General features: G+C 64.9%; 13 protein-coding genes. 8 read left to right on the plus strand and 5 right to left on the minus strand.

Annotation, left to right across the window (positions count from 1 at the left end):
- Positions 1 to 210: 210 nt before the first annotated feature.
- Positions 211 to 1,866, minus strand: a complete 1,656-nt coding sequence (locus WH367_RS11575; RefSeq protein ID WP_339536183.1) for an NAD+ synthase — start codon at positions 1,864 to 1,866, stop codon at positions 211 to 213.
- 196 nt (positions 1,867 to 2,062) lie between these two features.
- Here WH367_RS11575 and WH367_RS11580 point away from each other — a divergent pair, with 196 nt between their 5' ends.
- The 3 genes from WH367_RS11580 to WH367_RS11590 all read left to right on the plus strand — a co-directional run bounded on the left by WH367_RS11580 (position 2,063) and on the right by WH367_RS11590 (position 4,760).
- Positions 2,063 to 3,136 carry a threonine aldolase family protein gene (locus WH367_RS11580; protein WP_339536185.1) on the plus strand — a complete coding sequence of 358 codons (1,074 nt, stop codon included), beginning with the start codon at positions 2,063 to 2,065 and terminating at the stop codon, positions 3,134 to 3,136.
- Positions 3,137 to 3,179: 43 nt separating this feature from the next.
- Positions 3,180 to 4,406: a GNAT family N-acetyltransferase gene (locus WH367_RS11585; RefSeq protein ID WP_339536187.1), complete on the plus strand. Its 1,227-nt coding sequence runs from the start codon at positions 3,180 to 3,182 to the stop codon at positions 4,404 to 4,406.
- A gap of 156 nt (positions 4,407 to 4,562) precedes the next feature.
- Positions 4,563 to 4,760, plus strand: coding sequence for a CsbD family protein (locus WH367_RS11590; RefSeq protein ID WP_021025136.1), 198 nt, complete (start codon positions 4,563 to 4,565; stop codon positions 4,758 to 4,760).
- Between the two features lie 247 nt (positions 4,761 to 5,007).
- Here the strand turns inward: WH367_RS11590 and WH367_RS11595 are convergent, their stop codons facing one another.
- Positions 5,008 to 5,694, minus strand: a complete 687-nt coding sequence (locus WH367_RS11595) for an RBBP9/YdeN family alpha/beta hydrolase (RefSeq protein ID WP_339536189.1) — start codon at positions 5,692 to 5,694, stop codon at positions 5,008 to 5,010.
- Positions 5,695 to 5,784: 90 nt separating this feature from the next.
- Positions 5,785 to 6,711, minus strand: a complete 927-nt coding sequence (locus WH367_RS11600) for a LysR family transcriptional regulator (RefSeq protein WP_021025134.1) — start codon at positions 6,709 to 6,711, stop codon at positions 5,785 to 5,787.
- A 191-nt stretch (positions 6,712 to 6,902) separates the two neighbouring features.
- Here WH367_RS11600 and WH367_RS11605 point away from each other — a divergent pair, with 191 nt between their 5' ends.
- From WH367_RS11605 to WH367_RS11615, 3 genes are all read left to right on the plus strand, one after another.
- Complete coding sequence (locus WH367_RS11605; RefSeq protein ID WP_021025133.1) at positions 6,903 to 7,538, plus strand: FMN-dependent NADH-azoreductase; 636 nt, start codon at positions 6,903 to 6,905, stop codon at positions 7,536 to 7,538.
- Positions 7,539 to 7,774: 236 nt separating this feature from the next.
- Positions 7,775 to 8,653, plus strand: a complete 879-nt coding sequence (locus WH367_RS11610; RefSeq protein ID WP_339536192.1) for a DMT family transporter — start codon at positions 7,775 to 7,777, stop codon at positions 8,651 to 8,653.
- Positions 8,654 to 8,987: 334 nt separating this feature from the next.
- Positions 8,988 to 9,701, plus strand: coding sequence for a Crp/Fnr family transcriptional regulator (locus WH367_RS11615; RefSeq protein WP_339536194.1), 714 nt, complete (start codon positions 8,988 to 8,990; stop codon positions 9,699 to 9,701).
- A 184-nt stretch (positions 9,702 to 9,885) separates the two neighbouring features.
- Here the strand turns inward: WH367_RS11615 and rnhA are convergent, their stop codons facing one another.
- Both rnhA and WH367_RS11625 read right to left on the minus strand, forming a co-directional pair.
- Complete coding sequence (gene rnhA, locus WH367_RS11620) at positions 9,886 to 10,335, minus strand: ribonuclease HI (RefSeq protein ID WP_027010474.1); 450 nt, start codon at positions 10,333 to 10,335, stop codon at positions 9,886 to 9,888.
- Positions 10,336 to 10,440: 105 nt separating this feature from the next.
- A complete protein-coding gene (locus tag WH367_RS11625) occupies positions 10,441 to 11,304 on the minus strand; it encodes a class I SAM-dependent methyltransferase (protein WP_339536195.1) in 864 nt (287 codons plus the stop codon).
- Between WH367_RS11625 and gloB the strand changes: the two genes are divergently transcribed.
- Positions 11,303 to 12,076 carry a hydroxyacylglutathione hydrolase gene (gloB, locus tag WH367_RS11630; RefSeq protein ID WP_339517579.1) on the plus strand — a complete coding sequence of 258 codons (774 nt, stop codon included), beginning with the start codon at positions 11,303 to 11,305 and terminating at the stop codon, positions 12,074 to 12,076. The two genes, WH367_RS11625 and gloB, sit on opposite strands and share 2 nt — an antisense overlap.
- Positions 12,076 to 13,623 carry a transglycosylase SLT domain-containing protein gene (locus tag WH367_RS11635; RefSeq protein ID WP_339536196.1) on the plus strand — a complete coding sequence of 516 codons (1,548 nt, stop codon included), beginning with the start codon at positions 12,076 to 12,078 and terminating at the stop codon, positions 13,621 to 13,623. Before gloB ends, WH367_RS11635 begins: the two co-directional genes overlap by 1 nt.
- Positions 13,624 to 13,695 lie beyond the last annotated feature (72 nt).

The following is a 13,695-nucleotide window of genomic DNA, read 5'->3' on the forward strand; positions in this document are numbered from 1 at the left end:
AATTGAGGGACGCGCGCCGCGCTATGGCGGATTGAGCCGCGAAAAGCCCGACTGGCGCGTGGCGACCTGGCGCGCGATGCGTGCGCGCACAAAGCTCAGGAAACGCGCAGCCCCCAGCCGCCCCGCGTCAGGCGCGAGGGGTGGGCAGGCGCAGCGCATCAAGGGCATGGGCAAGGGGTGGGTCACAGGCACGGGTAGTGGCCTGACCGCTCAGCCCCGGAAACCGTTGGTGATGGGGTAGCGCCAGTCGCGGCCAAAACCCCGGGCCGACAGGCGCGGGCCCACGGCGGCCTGGCGGCGCTTGTATTCGTTGATGCGGATCAGGCGCACCACCCGCTCCACATCGGCGCGGGGGTAGCCGGCGGCCACAATGCTGTCGATGTCGGCGTCCTGCTCCATATAGCGCGCAATGATCGCATCCAGCACTTCATAGGGCGGCAGGCTGTCCTGGTCCTTCTGGTCCGGGCGCAGCTCGGCACTGGGCGGGCGGGTGATGATGCGCTCGGGGATCGGGTTGCGGCCAGTGCCATAGGGGTCATGGGCATTGCGCCAGCGCGCCAGCTCAAACACACGGGTCTTGGGCACATCGCGCAGCACCGCAAAGCCGCCCGCCATGTCGCCGTACAAGGTGCAGTAGCCAGTGGCCATCTCGCTCTTGTTGCCGGTGGTCAGCACAATGGAGCCAAACTTGTTGGACAGCGCCATCAGCAAGGTGCCGCGAATGCGGGCCTGCAGGTTTTCCTCGGTCGTGTCTTCGGCACGGCCGGCAAAATCCTGCGCCAGTGCGGCCTTGAAGGCTTCGAACTGGGGCGCAATCGAGATCTCTTCATAGGCCACCGACAGGCGCTCGGCCATCTCGCGCGCATCGATCCAGCTGATGTCGGCAGTATAGGGCGAGGGCATCATCACCGTGCGGACCTTGTCGGCCCCCAGCGCATCGACCGCAATGGCCAGCACCAGGGCCGAATCGATACCGCCCGACAAACCCAGCACCGCACCGGGGAAACCGGTCTTGCCCAGGTAGTCGCGCACCGCCACCACCAAGGCCTGCCACAGCTGCTGGTTGGTGTCGCCAGGCTGGGCGATGAGGCCGGACAGCTGCAGGCCCGTGGCCGTGGCCTCGACCTGCACCGACAGCAGATGTTCGTCAAAACCCGGCGCGCGGGCGGCCACCTGGCCATCGGCATTCAACGCAAACGAGTGGCCATCGAACACCAGCTCATCCTGCCCACCCACCAGGTGGGCATAGACCAGCGGCAAGCCGGTCTCGCGCGTGCGCTCGGCCAGCAGGGCCTCGCGGTGGCCGGGCTTGTCCATCTGGAACGGCGAGGCATTGATGACCGCCAGCAACTGCGCGCCGGCCGCCTTGGCCGCCCGCGCGGGCTGGCTGGCCCAGGCGTCTTCACAGATCAGCAGGCCAATGCGGCTGCCCGCCACCTCGAACACACAGGTCTGCGTGCCTTCGACAAAGTAGCGGGTCTCGTCAAATTCACGGTAGTTGGGCAGCAGCTGCTTGCGGTAGCAATCCAGCACCTGGCCGGCGCGCAGCACGCTGGCGGCGTTGTAGCAGCGGCCATGGGCGGCATGCTGCGCCGCCTGCGGGTGGCCCAACACCACCGTCAGATCCGGCCACTGGCGGCTGGCCTCCAGCACCTGCGCCACGGCGGCATCGCAGGCCGCCAGGAACGAGGGGCGCTGGAACAGGTCCTCGGCGGCATAGCCGCAAATGCCCAGCTCGGGGGTCAGCAAGAGCTGCACCCCCTGGGCCGCAGCCTGGGCCGCCGCATCAATGATCTTGCGGGCGTTGCCCGGCATATCGCCCACAACAAAGTTCAGCTGGGCGCTTGCAATGGAAAAATGGGACATGGATGACTCGATGGCAAAGGGGCAGTGCACAAGGGCCACAAGGGGGCTGGGCAGGGCCCGCACCTGGCGCAGCCAAAGAGTCTAGCCTACAAAGCCCCAGGGCTGGAAAGCGGCGCGCAAATCCCGCCAATCCGGGACAGCTGGCGCGCGGTTTGCGGGCAGAATCAGGCTTTTGCACCACTACCTGCAGCGTCCCATGAACTTTGGCAGCGACAACCAAGCCGGCGTCTCCCCCCGCATCCTGCAAACCCTGGTGGAGGCCGCCAGCGGCATCCAGTCCGCCTACGGCAACGACGAATGGAGCCAGCGCGCCGAGCAGATGCTGGGCGAGGCCTTTGGCACCCCTGTGAAAGTGTTCTTCGTCACCACCGGCACAGCGGCCAACTGCCTGGCGCTGTCCACCATCGCCCAGCCCTGGAACGCCGTGGTCTGCCACAACATGGCCCATATCGCGGTCGATGAGAACAGCGCCCCGGCCCTGTTTACCGGCGGCGCCAGCCTGCTGCCGATGGCCACGGACAACGGCAAGATCAGCGCCGAAGACCTGGCCGCGTTTGTGGAACGCACCCCCCATGACGCGCCCCACAACATGGTGATCAGCGGTTTGAGCATCTCCCAGGTGACCGAGAACGGCCTGGTCTACCAGCCCCAAGAGATTGCCGCACTGGCCGCCCAGGCGCATGCGCTGGGCCTGCGCCTGCATATGGATGGCGCGCGCCTGGCCAATGCGATTGCCGCGCTGCAGTGCCACCCGGGCGATATCACCTGGCGCGCAGGTGTCGATGTGCTGAGCCTGGGCGCGTCCAAGAACGGCGCGCTGATGGCCGAGGCGGTGGTGTTCTTCGACCCGGCGCTGGCCCAGAACTTCTCGCTGCGCATCAAGCGCAGCGGCCAGTTGGTGTCCAAGAGCCGAACCATCGGCGCGCAGTTCTGCGCCTGGCTGGAGGGCGGCCACTGGATGGAGCTGGCCCGCCATGCCAATGCAATGGCAGCCAAGCTGTCGGCCGCACTCGTCGCCACGCCCGGCGTGCGCCTGAGCTGGCCCACCCAGGCCAATGAAGTGTTTGTGCGGATGCCCATTGCGCTCTATGAACATCTGCGCGCCCAGGGCGTGCGCTGCTCCGACTGGTATGCGACCAGCGTGCCGGCAGGCACCCAGTTGCAGGCGGGCGAGGTGGTGGTGCGCTTTGTCGCCTCCTGGTCCAGCACCGATGAGGAGATCGCCGCGCTGATGGACCTGGTGCACAGCCACCAGCGCCAAGCCGCATAACCTGCCCCCTGCAGCGGCGCTGCAGGCAGACCACAATCGGGCCATGACCTCGCTGCCCGCTGACCCCATGCCCGCACCCCACCCCGGCCCCAGCCTGGAGCTGCGCATTCTGCCCAGCATGGCGGAGTTCGATGCCACCGCCTGGGATGGGCTGCTGGCCTTGCAAGAGCGCCCCACCCCCTTCATGCGCCACGCCTACCTGCAGGCGCTGGAGGACAGCGGCAGCGCCACTGTGGAGAGCGGCTGGCAGCCTTGCCACCTGAGCCTGTGGCAGGACGACGCGCTGGTGGGCGCCTGCCCGATGTACCTCAAGAGCCATTCCTATGGCGAGTACGTGTTTGACTTTGCCTGGGCGCGGGCCTATGCCGAGCATGGCCTGGACTACTTCCCCAAGGCGGTCATCGCCGTGCCCTTTACCCCCGTGCCCGGCAGCCGCCTGCTGGTGGCCGATGGCCGCTTTCGCGCGCCCTTGCTGCATGCCGCCACCCAGTTTTGCGAGCAGCAGCAGGTCTCGTCGCTGCACCTGCTGTTTGGCGCTGCGCCTGATCTGCAGGCGGCGGATGACATTGCGCTGATGCAGCGCGAGAACGTGCAGTTCCACTGGCGCAACCGCGATGCTGCGCAGGCCGGTGATGCCAGGCCCTACACCGACTTCGATGATTTTCTGGCCGAGCTGCAGCAGGACAAGCGCAAGAAGATTCGCCAGGAGCGGCGCAAGGTGCAGGCCGCTGGCGTCACCTTCCGCCATGCCCGTGGTGCGCAGATCAGCGCAGCCGATTGGGACTTCTTCTACCAGTGCTATGAGCGCACCTATCTGGAGCATGGCAACGCGCCCTACCTGACCCCGGCCTTCTTTGCCGCGATGCGTACCGAGATGGCGGAGCACTGGCTGCTCTTTATCGCCGAGCGCGAGGGCCGCCCCATCGCCGCCAGTCTGATCGCCATCGATGTGCCAGGCAGCGGGCCACGCCATGCCTATGGACGCTACTGGGGTGCGCTGGAACGGGTGGACTGCCTGCACTTTGAGGCCTGCTACTACCAGCCCATTGCATGGTGCATACGCCATGGCCTGCAGTGCTTTGAAGGCGGCGCGCAGGGCGAGCACAAGATGGCACGCGCCCTCCTGCCGGTGCGCACCCCCAGCGCCCACTGGCTGGCCCATGCCGGCTTTGCCCAGGCGGTGGAGCGCTATCTGGCGCGCGAGTCCCAGGGCATGGCCGAGTACCAGCGTGCGCTGCAGGACCACAGCCCGCTCAAACACTCGTCATAAGCCCTGTCCAAGTTGTAATTAATTTTGTCGCTCCTGCGTAGCGCGTTACGGCTGTCGGCGAAGCCGCACAGCAAGCACAAGGCTGCACTGACAAGGCCGGGCACGGCGGCTACGCACAATGGCTACACCTTAACCAAGCACGCAAGGAGTGACACCATGAACAAGGACCAAGTCGTAGGCAAGATCAAGGACCTGGCAGGCGAAGCACAGGCCGGTGTCGGCAAGGCCATCAACAGCCCCAGCCAGATCGCCAAGGGCAAGGCACTGGAGGCCGAAGGCGAAATCCAGAAAAAGGCCGGTGATGTGAAAGAGAGCTTGAAGGACGCCGCCGACGCGGCCAAGAAGCGCCTCTGAGCCTGATCGACCGCCGGGGTGTAACAGCGGCCTTGATGAACGTCACTAACACATACAAATTACCGACATTGAGGCGCTCAATTTAAGGCAATATAAGCCTATTGATTCAACCGAACCCCTCCTTGGCCAGCATTCGTTGCTGGCATTTTTTTGCCCGCAGCCAAAGTGCAGGCAGCGCAAAAGCTGACTGCATGCACCTATGCAGAAATGCCAGGCATGGAGGCGGAAAAAGGGACTGGGGCGCGAATCAGGCTGCTTGCGCTTGCACCGGCGCCAACGATGCCAAGGCACCCAGCAAGGCCCAGCCCAGCGGCCATTCGCCATGGCCCGATTCCACATTGATATGGCCGGCCGAGGGCACGCGCACAAAGGTGCTGCCCCAGCTTTTGGCATAGGCGCTGGCCATGCGGATGGGGCAATAGGGATCGTTGCTGCTGGCAGCCACAATGCTGGCAAAGGGCAGCGGGTTCGCGGGCACGGGTGTGAAGTCTTCAAACAGCGCGCGGCGTTCCGGATCGGCCGGTGCCACCAGCAAGGCCCCGGCAATGCGGCCGCTTTGCTGGTTGCGCAGTTGCTCAACCGCATGCACGCTGGTGATGCAGCCCAGCGAATGGGCTACCAGGATGACCGGGTGCGGCGCGGCCTCAATGGCCACTTGCACACTGGCCACCCAGGGGCTGCGGTGGGGTTGCAACCAATCCTCCTGCTCCACACGCAAGGCACCGGCAATGCGCTCGGCCCACAGGCTTTGCCAATGGCCGGGGCCGGAGTTGCGCCAGCCCGGCACGATCACCACCGAGACCGGCGCACCCGTCTCGGCTTCACCACGCCACCCTGGCTGCACAGGCCGCTGGCCATTGCGCTGTGCGGCCGCAATGGCCGCATGGCGTGGCGGGGTGGAGGGGTTGATCGTGACAAGACAGGCACCGGACATGCATGCATTGTCAAAGCAGGCTCTTAGATCAACAACGACTATTTTTTAGTATTGTTATTTCTAAAACTAATATGAAGCAGCGCCAGGCATTCAAGTCCCATCGGTTTGGCCAATGCGCTGCAGCGGCAGGTTCTCGCCCATGAAGTCCAGAAACGCGCGCTGCGCTGGCGCCATATTGCGGCGCGAGACAAAGGCCGCATGCAAGATGCCTTCGGGGATGCTCCAGCCGGCCAGCAGCTCCACCAAGTCGCCATTGGCGACCTCATCGCGCACCATGGCTGCGGGCATCCAGCAGGCGCCAATGCCGTCGAGCACCGCATATTTCAAGGTCACCAGGTCATCGGCCACATAGCGGGCCTGGTGGTGGATGGTCACATGCTCGCCTTCGGGGCCCACCAGCTGCAAGGTGCTGTTGCCATCGGCGCTGGTCAGCGACATCGTCGGGATCTTGCTGCCCAGGTCCTGCGGGGTCTGCGGCACGCCATGCACGGCCAGCAGCTCGGGGCTGGCCACCAGGCGCTGGCGCGTCATGCCCAGACGCTTGACCACCAGGCTGCCGCTGTCATTGAGATTGGCACGCACCCGCAGCGCCACATCAATGCCCTCTTCGATCAGGTTGATAGTGCGGTTGGTCACCAGCATCTCGATGCGCACCTTGGCATAGGTGCGCAAAAAGGCCGGCAGCAGCTTGCCCACCGCGCCCTGGGCCAGGGTGACAGGGCAGGACACGCGCACCGTGCCCGAGGGCTCGCGCTGGGTCTGCTCCATCTCGGCCTGGGCATTCTGCGCCGCCTCGCGCGCCGTTTGCGCATGGCGCAAAAAGGTCTCACCCGCATCGGTCAACGACAGCCTGCGCGTCGTGCGCTGCAGCAGCCGCACGCCCAGCTGCGCCTCCAGATCGGCAATGCGGCGCGAGAGGCGCGACTTGGGCACGCCCAGCGCGCGGCCCGCTGCAGCAAAGCCGCCGCGCTCGACCACTTCGGCAAAGTAGTACATGTCGTTGAGGTCGTATTTCATCGTGAGAGGCAGCGTTAGCGCGGTCTGCGCGGGCACAGGCGGCAAAAAAGTCTGCCCATCATAGTTCTAAAAATAGAACAATCCAACCCAATTCCAGCCCTCAATCCGGCCCGCCAGCAGTGACAGAATTCAGCCATTGGCAAAAATGCTGCGGGTGCAGCAAAAGCCGTCACCTGATTGAAGGACTGACCATGAAACTGCTGCATATCGATTCGTCCATCCTGGGCGCCAACTCCGTCTCCCGCCAACTGAGCGCCGAAGCCGTCAAGGCCTGGGTCGCGGTACACCCCAACACCCAGGTCGAGTACCTGGACCTGGCCGTCAACACGCCACCCCACCTGGGCGCTGACGCGCTCGGCTTTCGCACCGGCCAGGATGCCAAGACCGAAGCCGAGCGCGAGCAAAATGCCATCTCCGAAACCCTGGTGAGCCAGCTGCTCGAAGCCGACGTGATCGTCATCGGCGCGCCTTTCTACAACTTCAGCATCCCCACCCAGCTGCGCAGCTGGATCGACCGCGTGCTGCAGGGCGGCCGCACCTTCCGCTACACCGCCAACGGCCCTGAAGGCCTGGCCGGTGGCAAGAAGGTGATCGTGGTCGAATCGCGCGGCGGCATCTACTCGACCAGCGAAGGCGGCCGTGCGATGGAGCACCAGGAAACCTATCTGCAAACCATCTTCGGCTTTATCGGCATCACCGATGTGCATTTTGCCCGCGCCGAAGGCCTGGCCATGGGTCCTGAAGCCCGCGCCGCCGCCATCAGCAAGGCCCAAGCCGAGATCGCCCAGGCCGTGGCCACGCCCATGCAGCAAGCCATTGCGGCCTGATTGCTACGCGCTTGAACAGCAGGAGGCCGGGCGCCCAGCGCCCCCTCCGACTGCGGCCCGGCACCCACCACCCAGTGCCCGGGCTTTATCGCCGATCAAAGAAGAACCTTCCGATCGGCTTTTTTGCGTCTGCATGACAAGGCAAGCCGCTGAATCAGCCTATTCAAACGGTGACTGAAAAATGGTCAACCCGTGGTTACAATCGGCCGCCTCTGCTGCGCTAAAACTGCTTTTTCATGAGCCAACTCGGTATCGCCTTGCATGTTTGCGGGCTGTGGATTCTCTCTAGCCTCGATGCCAGCGGCAAGCTGCTGGTCCTGGCGGGGGTGCCGGTGCTGATGGTGGCCTGGTTCCGCTATGTGGGTCATGTGGTGCTGATGGGGGTGTTTGTGCTGCCCAAGCGCGGCATGGGGCTGTTTCGCACGCAGTCGCTCGCGCGCCAGGTCCAGCGCTCGGTGCTGATGATTGCCACCACCTTGCTGTTCTTCCATGTGCTGAGCATGGTGCCACTGGCCGAGGGCACGGCGATGAACTTCATGGCCCCTTTGCTGCTGATGGTGCTGGCGCCCTGGCTGCTGGGCGAGCGGCCGCGCTGGCACCGCTGGGCAGGCGTGCTGTTGGGCTTTGTCGGCATGCTGGTGGTCATCCGCCCAGGCGGGCAGCTGTCCACCGAGGGGGCCATCTGGGGCGTGGTGACGGCCAGCACCTTTGCACTGTTCCAGATCAGCACGCGCCGCGTGGCAGCGGACGACCCGCTCACCAGCAGCCTCTACGGTGGCCTGTTTGGCGCACTGGTGCTGAGCGCCTTGCTGCCCTTTTTCTGGAAGCAGCTCGATCTGAGCATCTGGCAGTGGCTGCTGCTGGCCTCCACCGGTCTGTCCGGCTTTGTCGGCCACTGGCTGCAGATCACTGCCTACAGCAAGACCAGCGCCACCTTGCTGGCGCCCTTCAACTACCTGCAGATCGTCTCGGCCACCACCTTGGGCTGGCTGATTTTTGGCCAGCTGCCCGATGCGGCCACGGCCGCCGGCATGGCCTTGATCTGCTGCGCAGGCCTGGGTGTGGTGCTGGTCGAAGTGTGGCAGCAGCGCCTGCGCAAGCGCCTGGCAGCCTGAAAAAACGGCCTCAAACAAGAGGGAAAGCGCTGGGAGCGTTGGCCCCAATACCCCAGCATTTAAGACCAGCTTCACCATTGAAGAAGTACCCCTTCGTCATTCGCGCACACCGGGGAAACCCAAATATCAAATTGATAGCGATATATGCAAACCCAATGAGCATATAGCGCCTATTCCTTGCTGCTGCGCAGGTTGCAAAAACGGACAACTTGGATTGCCGCACGCCTGAGGGGCTCGGGTGACAATTAACAATTTGGCGGCAATGCTATACATTCGGTGATGACCGTCGCACAAGCGACAAAATTCATAATTCCAGTCACCGAGACGACATGCCATGGACGATCCAATCCTGACCCCCGAAGAGCGCGAAGCCATCAACACAGGGCGCTGGTTCAGCACCCTATCGCCGACTTTGCGCCATGACATTCTGCGCTGTGCCTATGTCAAGCGCTTCAAGGATGGCGGGTTGATCTTCTCCCGTGGCGATGAGCCCGAAGAGTGGGTGTCCGTGGCCCGAGGTTCCGCCCGCGTGAGCTCGGCATCGCTCACCGGCAAGCAGATCACCTTGACCTATGTCGAGCCAGGCACCTGGTTTGGCGATGTGGGCCTGTTCGACGACGACAGCCGCACCCATGACGTCTATGCCCATGGCGAGACCACGCTGGTCTGCGTGAGCAAGGCCGACTTCCAGCGCATTCTGCAGACCCATGTGGAGTTCTACCAGGCTCTGGCGCGCATGCATGCGCGCCGCATCCGCAGCCTCTACGGCATGGTCGAAGACCTCAACACCCTGCCGCTGCGTGCGCGCCTGGCCAAGCAGCTGCTGCACCTCTCGCGCAGCTACGGCGTGCCCGGCAAGGAAAGCAGCGAAACCCGCATCAGCCTGCAACTGGCCCAGGAAGAGCTGGCCCAGCTGCTGGGCGCCTCGCGCCAGCGCGTGAACCAGGAGCTCAAATCGATGGAGCGCGAATCCTCCATCCGTATCGAGCCCTCGGGCCTGACGGTGCGCGACAGCAATGCGCTGCGCCGCATTGCTGCGTCTGAGTAAAAAACCGCGCATTCGCCCACCACCCGCACGGGCGGGTGGGCGCCGTACAGCACGGGCGCAACGCCCGGCTTAAAACACGCCGTAGCGGTAGGCCACATACAAAGCGGCCAACACACCGACAACGGCCAGAATGCGCATGATGCGTCCCATTGCTTGTTCTCCCTGCTTGCAATACTAAAAGGGCTCAGCCCCGGCCCAGCGCCATCGCCACACCCCGGTTGGCCAGCGCGTCAGCCCGTTCATTGCCGGGGTCACCGGCATGGCCCTTGACCCAGTGCCAGGTGATGCGGTGCTCGCCGCCATGCACCAGCGCATCGAGGCGCTGCCAGAGATCGACATTCTTCACAGGCTCCTTGCTGGCAGTGCGCCAGCCCTTGGCCTTCCAGCCCGTGATCCATTCGGTGATGCCTTTGCGCACGTACTGGCTGTCCAGATACAGCTGCACATCACAGGGGCGCTTCAAGGCTTCGAGCGCCTGGATCACCGCCATCAGCTCCATGCGGTTGTTGGTCGTGCCCAGCTCCCCACCAAACAGCTCCTTTTGCGCAGTGCCAGCGCTCAGCAAAGCGCCCCAGCCACCAGGGCCAGGGTTGCCCTTGCAGGCACCGTCCGTATAAATCACCACTTGGTTCACACCCACTCCTTGGCACTTGCCGCAATTACAGGGGGCCACTATAAGCGCATTTGCTCGCCATGTTCGGCCCCGGTGCGCAGCGCACTGCCGCCTGGCACCGCAACGCTATTCCACGCGGTGCTGCGTCTGGCTCAGCCGCTCACGGGCGGCCACTGCAGGGCGCGCAGCGCCGCTGGGTGCCGGCGCCTTCCACGGCGCAGCCAGTTTGTGCATGCTGGGCACTTTTTTCACCGCCTCGGCAAAATACACCCCGCCCAGCACCGGCCAGGCCGTGGGCCCGACCCGGTCCATCCATTCCCAGCGGCTCAGCCAGGTGTCACTGCGCAGCGCAGGGCGAAAGCAGCCAAAGCTGGCGCTTTGCAGCTCCAGCCCCAGCAGCTTGAGCCAGTCGCGCAAACGCCCATAGCCGATCAGATTGTGGTCATCGGGCATCGGCGGGAGCTTTTGCAGCCCCGGAATGCGGCGGCTCCAGGTGTGCATGCCCCAGAGGCTGGCCGGATTGATGCCGCTGATCAGCACCCGGCCCTCGGGCACCAGCACACGGGCCACTTCGCGCAGCACCGCATGCGGGTCGGCGCTCAGCTCCAAGGTATGGGGCAGCAGCACCAGGTCCAGGGTATCGGGGCCAAACGGCAGTGCATGGGCATCACACAGCAGGCTGGCGGTGGTGGCCTCTGCGGCGGTTGTGGCCAGGCCCGGCTCGCTTTGTAAAGGCGGTGCAAAGCTCTGTACATCTGCCAGGCGGCTTTGTTGCCACTGCGCGGCCTGCTCGGTCGAGTCAAGCGCCAGCCAGCGGTGGGGCGTGCGATTGTTGCGCAGCCCCTGCAGCGGGAAAAGCCCGATCTGCAGGCTATGGAAGCCAAAAATATCGGCCACGGCATCGTCGTAACATGTTTGCTCCCAGGACAGCATGTAGCTGCCCAGCGGCGTCTGCCACCAATTTTGCGTGCCTATAATTTGGTCATTCATGCATCTGTTACCTCTGCCCGCTTTCAACGACAACTACATCTGGCTGCTGCACGACGGACAGCGCGCGCTGGTCGTCGACCCAGGCCAGGCCGCGCCCGCGCTGGATGCGCTGCGCCGCCTGGGTCTGCAGCTGCAAGCCATTGTAGTGACCCACCACCATGGCGACCATACCGGCGGCGTGGCCGAGCTGCGCGAGGCCACCGGCGCCCGGGTCTACGGCCCGGCCACCGAGGACATTCCCCAGCCTTGCCAGCCCATGCAGGGCGGCGACAGGCTGGAGCTGCTGGACCTGCCGTGGCAGGTGATCGATGTGCCCGGCCATACCGCCGGGCATATCGCTTATTACTGCGCCGATGTGGCCGGGCAGCCGGTGCTGTTCTGTGGCGACACCTTGTTCTCAGGCGGCTGCGGCCGCCTTTTTGAAGGCACGCCCGCGCAGATGCATGCATCGCTGTCGGCGCTCGCTGCGCTGCCCGCCAACACGCGGGTCTGCGCCGCCCATGAGTACACGCTGTCCAACCTGCGCTTTGCCCAGGCGGTAGAGCCCGACAACCCCGACATCGCCCATTACCTGGCGCACTGCGAGCAGCTGCGCGAGCGCGGCGTTCCCACCTTGCCTGCGCAACTTGGCAACGAGCTGCGCATCAACCCTTTCCTGCGCTGCAGCCTGGCCACCGTGGCCCGCGCTGCGCAGCAGTTTGATCCCTCCACCCCTGGCAGCGACCCGGTCGCCGTTTTTGCCGCGCTGCGTCGCTGGAAGAACCAATTCTGATGAAGTATCTGTACCTGTGGAGCCTCAGCGCCCTGCTCGCCCTGACTGGCTGCGCCACGACCGAGACCGGCGGCCCGCCCACCGCCAATGCGAACGATGCACCGAAGATCAGCTCGGTACCGCACACCCCCAACTACCCCAGCGGCCCCTTGAGCCCCATCAATGCGGCCAGCCTGCAGGGCAATGGCGCCGTCACCAGCCTGGCCGTGCCCGATGACCTCTGGGACCGCATCCGCCGGGGCTTTGCGATGCCCGATCTGGAAAACGACCTGGTCAGCAACCAGGAGCAGTGGTATTCCAGCCGGCCCGACTACATCCAGCGCATGACCGAGCGCTCCTCCAAGTACATGTTCCACATCGTCGAGGAGCTCGAGCGCCGGGGCATGCCCACCGAGCTGGCCCTGCTGCCCTACATCGAGAGCGCCTACAACCCGCAGGCGGTCTCCAGCGCCAAGGCGGCCGGCATGTGGCAGTTCATGCCCGCCACCGGCACCTATTTCGATCTGAAGCAGAACATGTTCCGCGACGACCGGCGCGACGTGCTGGCCTCGACCCGCGCAGCCCTGGACTACCTGCAAAAGCTCTACAACATGTTTGGCGACTGGCACCTGGCACTGGCCGCCTACAACTGGGGCGAAGGCAGCGTGGGCCGCGCCATTGCGCGCAACCAGAAGCAAGGCCTGGGCGGCGCCTACACCGACCTGAGCATGCCCGATGAGACGCGCAACTACGTGCCCAAGCTGCAGGCGGTCAAGAACATCATTGCCCACCCCGAGCGCTTCCAGGCCGAGCTGCCGCTGATCGAGAACCACCCCTACTTCCAGGCCGTGACCCTGGACCGCGACATCGACACCGCCCAGGTGGCCGAGATGGCCGGCGTCACGATGGATGAGTTGAAGTCGCTCAACCCCTCGTTCAACCGCCCGGTGATCTTCAAGGCCGGCACGCCGCAGGTGCTGCTGCCCTGGGACAATGCCAATGTGTTCCGCCGCAACCTGCAGGCCCATGAAAAAGGCCAGTACGCGAGCTGGACCGTCTGGACCGTGCCCAGCACCATGACCGTGGCCACCGCTGCCGGCATGGTCGGCATGAGCGAGAACGACCTGCGCGCGGTCAACAATATTCCGCCGCGCATGATGGTCAAGGGCGGCTCGTCGCTGATGGTGCCGCGCTCGGCCGCTGTCAAGCAGGATGTCTCCAGCCACCTGGCCGACAACGCCCACATCGCGCTGACCCCGGAAGTGGTCACCCGCCGCACCACCGTCAAGGCGCGCAAGGGCGACACCGTCGCCCGCGTAGCCCAGCGCTACCGCGTCACCGCCGCGCAGGTGGCCGACTGGAACGATGTCGGCGTCAAGACTGCCTTCAAGGTGGGCCACCAGGTCGTCCTGTACATGCCCGTGCGCGTAGGCGCAGCACCCGCCACCAGCGGCCATGCAGCCCGTGGCAGCCGCAGCAGCAATGCCAAAAAGCCTGCCGTGCGCCAGACGGCCACCAAGAAGGCCCCGTCCAAGCGCAGCACCAGCACCACGAAGAAAAAGCGCTGAGGCAGCCCGCGCCACACCAGCACAAGACGCTCCCCGGAGCGTCTTTTTTTATGCGCACAGACTCTGCGGACA

The sequence above is a fragment of the Comamonas sp. MYb21 genome (genome assembly GCF_037479395.1).
Classification (GTDB): Bacteria; Pseudomonadota; Gammaproteobacteria; order Burkholderiales; family Burkholderiaceae_C; genus Comamonas.

Excerpts from the sequence above, each read along its gene's own strand:
- WH367_RS11605 (WP_021025133.1), top strand. The coding sequence starts at position 6,903 with ATGAAACTGCTGCATATCGATTCGTCCATCCTGGGCGCCAACTCCGTC.
- WH367_RS11625 (WP_339536195.1), bottom strand. The coding sequence starts at position 11,304 with ATGAATGACCAAATTATAGGCACGCAAAATTGGTGGCAGACGCCGCTG.
- WH367_RS11635 (WP_339536196.1), top strand. The coding sequence starts at position 12,076 with ATGAAGTATCTGTACCTGTGGAGCCTCAGCGCCCTGCTCGCCCTGACT.
- WH367_RS11600 (WP_021025134.1), bottom strand. The coding sequence starts at position 6,711 with ATGAAATACGACCTCAACGACATGTACTACTTTGCCGAAGTGGTCGAG.
- WH367_RS11575 (WP_339536183.1), bottom strand. The coding sequence starts at position 1,866 with ATGTCCCATTTTTCCATTGCAAGCGCCCAGCTGAACTTTGTTGTGGGC.
- WH367_RS11580 (WP_339536185.1), top strand. The coding sequence starts at position 2,063 with ATGAACTTTGGCAGCGACAACCAAGCCGGCGTCTCCCCCCGCATCCTG.
- WH367_RS11615 (WP_339536194.1), top strand. The coding sequence starts at position 8,988 with ATGGACGATCCAATCCTGACCCCCGAAGAGCGCGAAGCCATCAACACA.
- gloB (WP_339517579.1), top strand. The coding sequence starts at position 11,303 with ATGCATCTGTTACCTCTGCCCGCTTTCAACGACAACTACATCTGGCTG.
- WH367_RS11585 (WP_339536187.1), top strand. The coding sequence starts at position 3,180 with ATGACCTCGCTGCCCGCTGACCCCATGCCCGCACCCCACCCCGGCCCC.
- WH367_RS11590 (WP_021025136.1), top strand. The coding sequence starts at position 4,563 with ATGAACAAGGACCAAGTCGTAGGCAAGATCAAGGACCTGGCAGGCGAA.
- WH367_RS11595 (WP_339536189.1), bottom strand. The coding sequence starts at position 5,694 with ATGTCCGGTGCCTGTCTTGTCACGATCAACCCCTCCACCCCGCCACGC.
- WH367_RS11610 (WP_339536192.1), top strand. The coding sequence starts at position 7,775 with ATGAGCCAACTCGGTATCGCCTTGCATGTTTGCGGGCTGTGGATTCTC.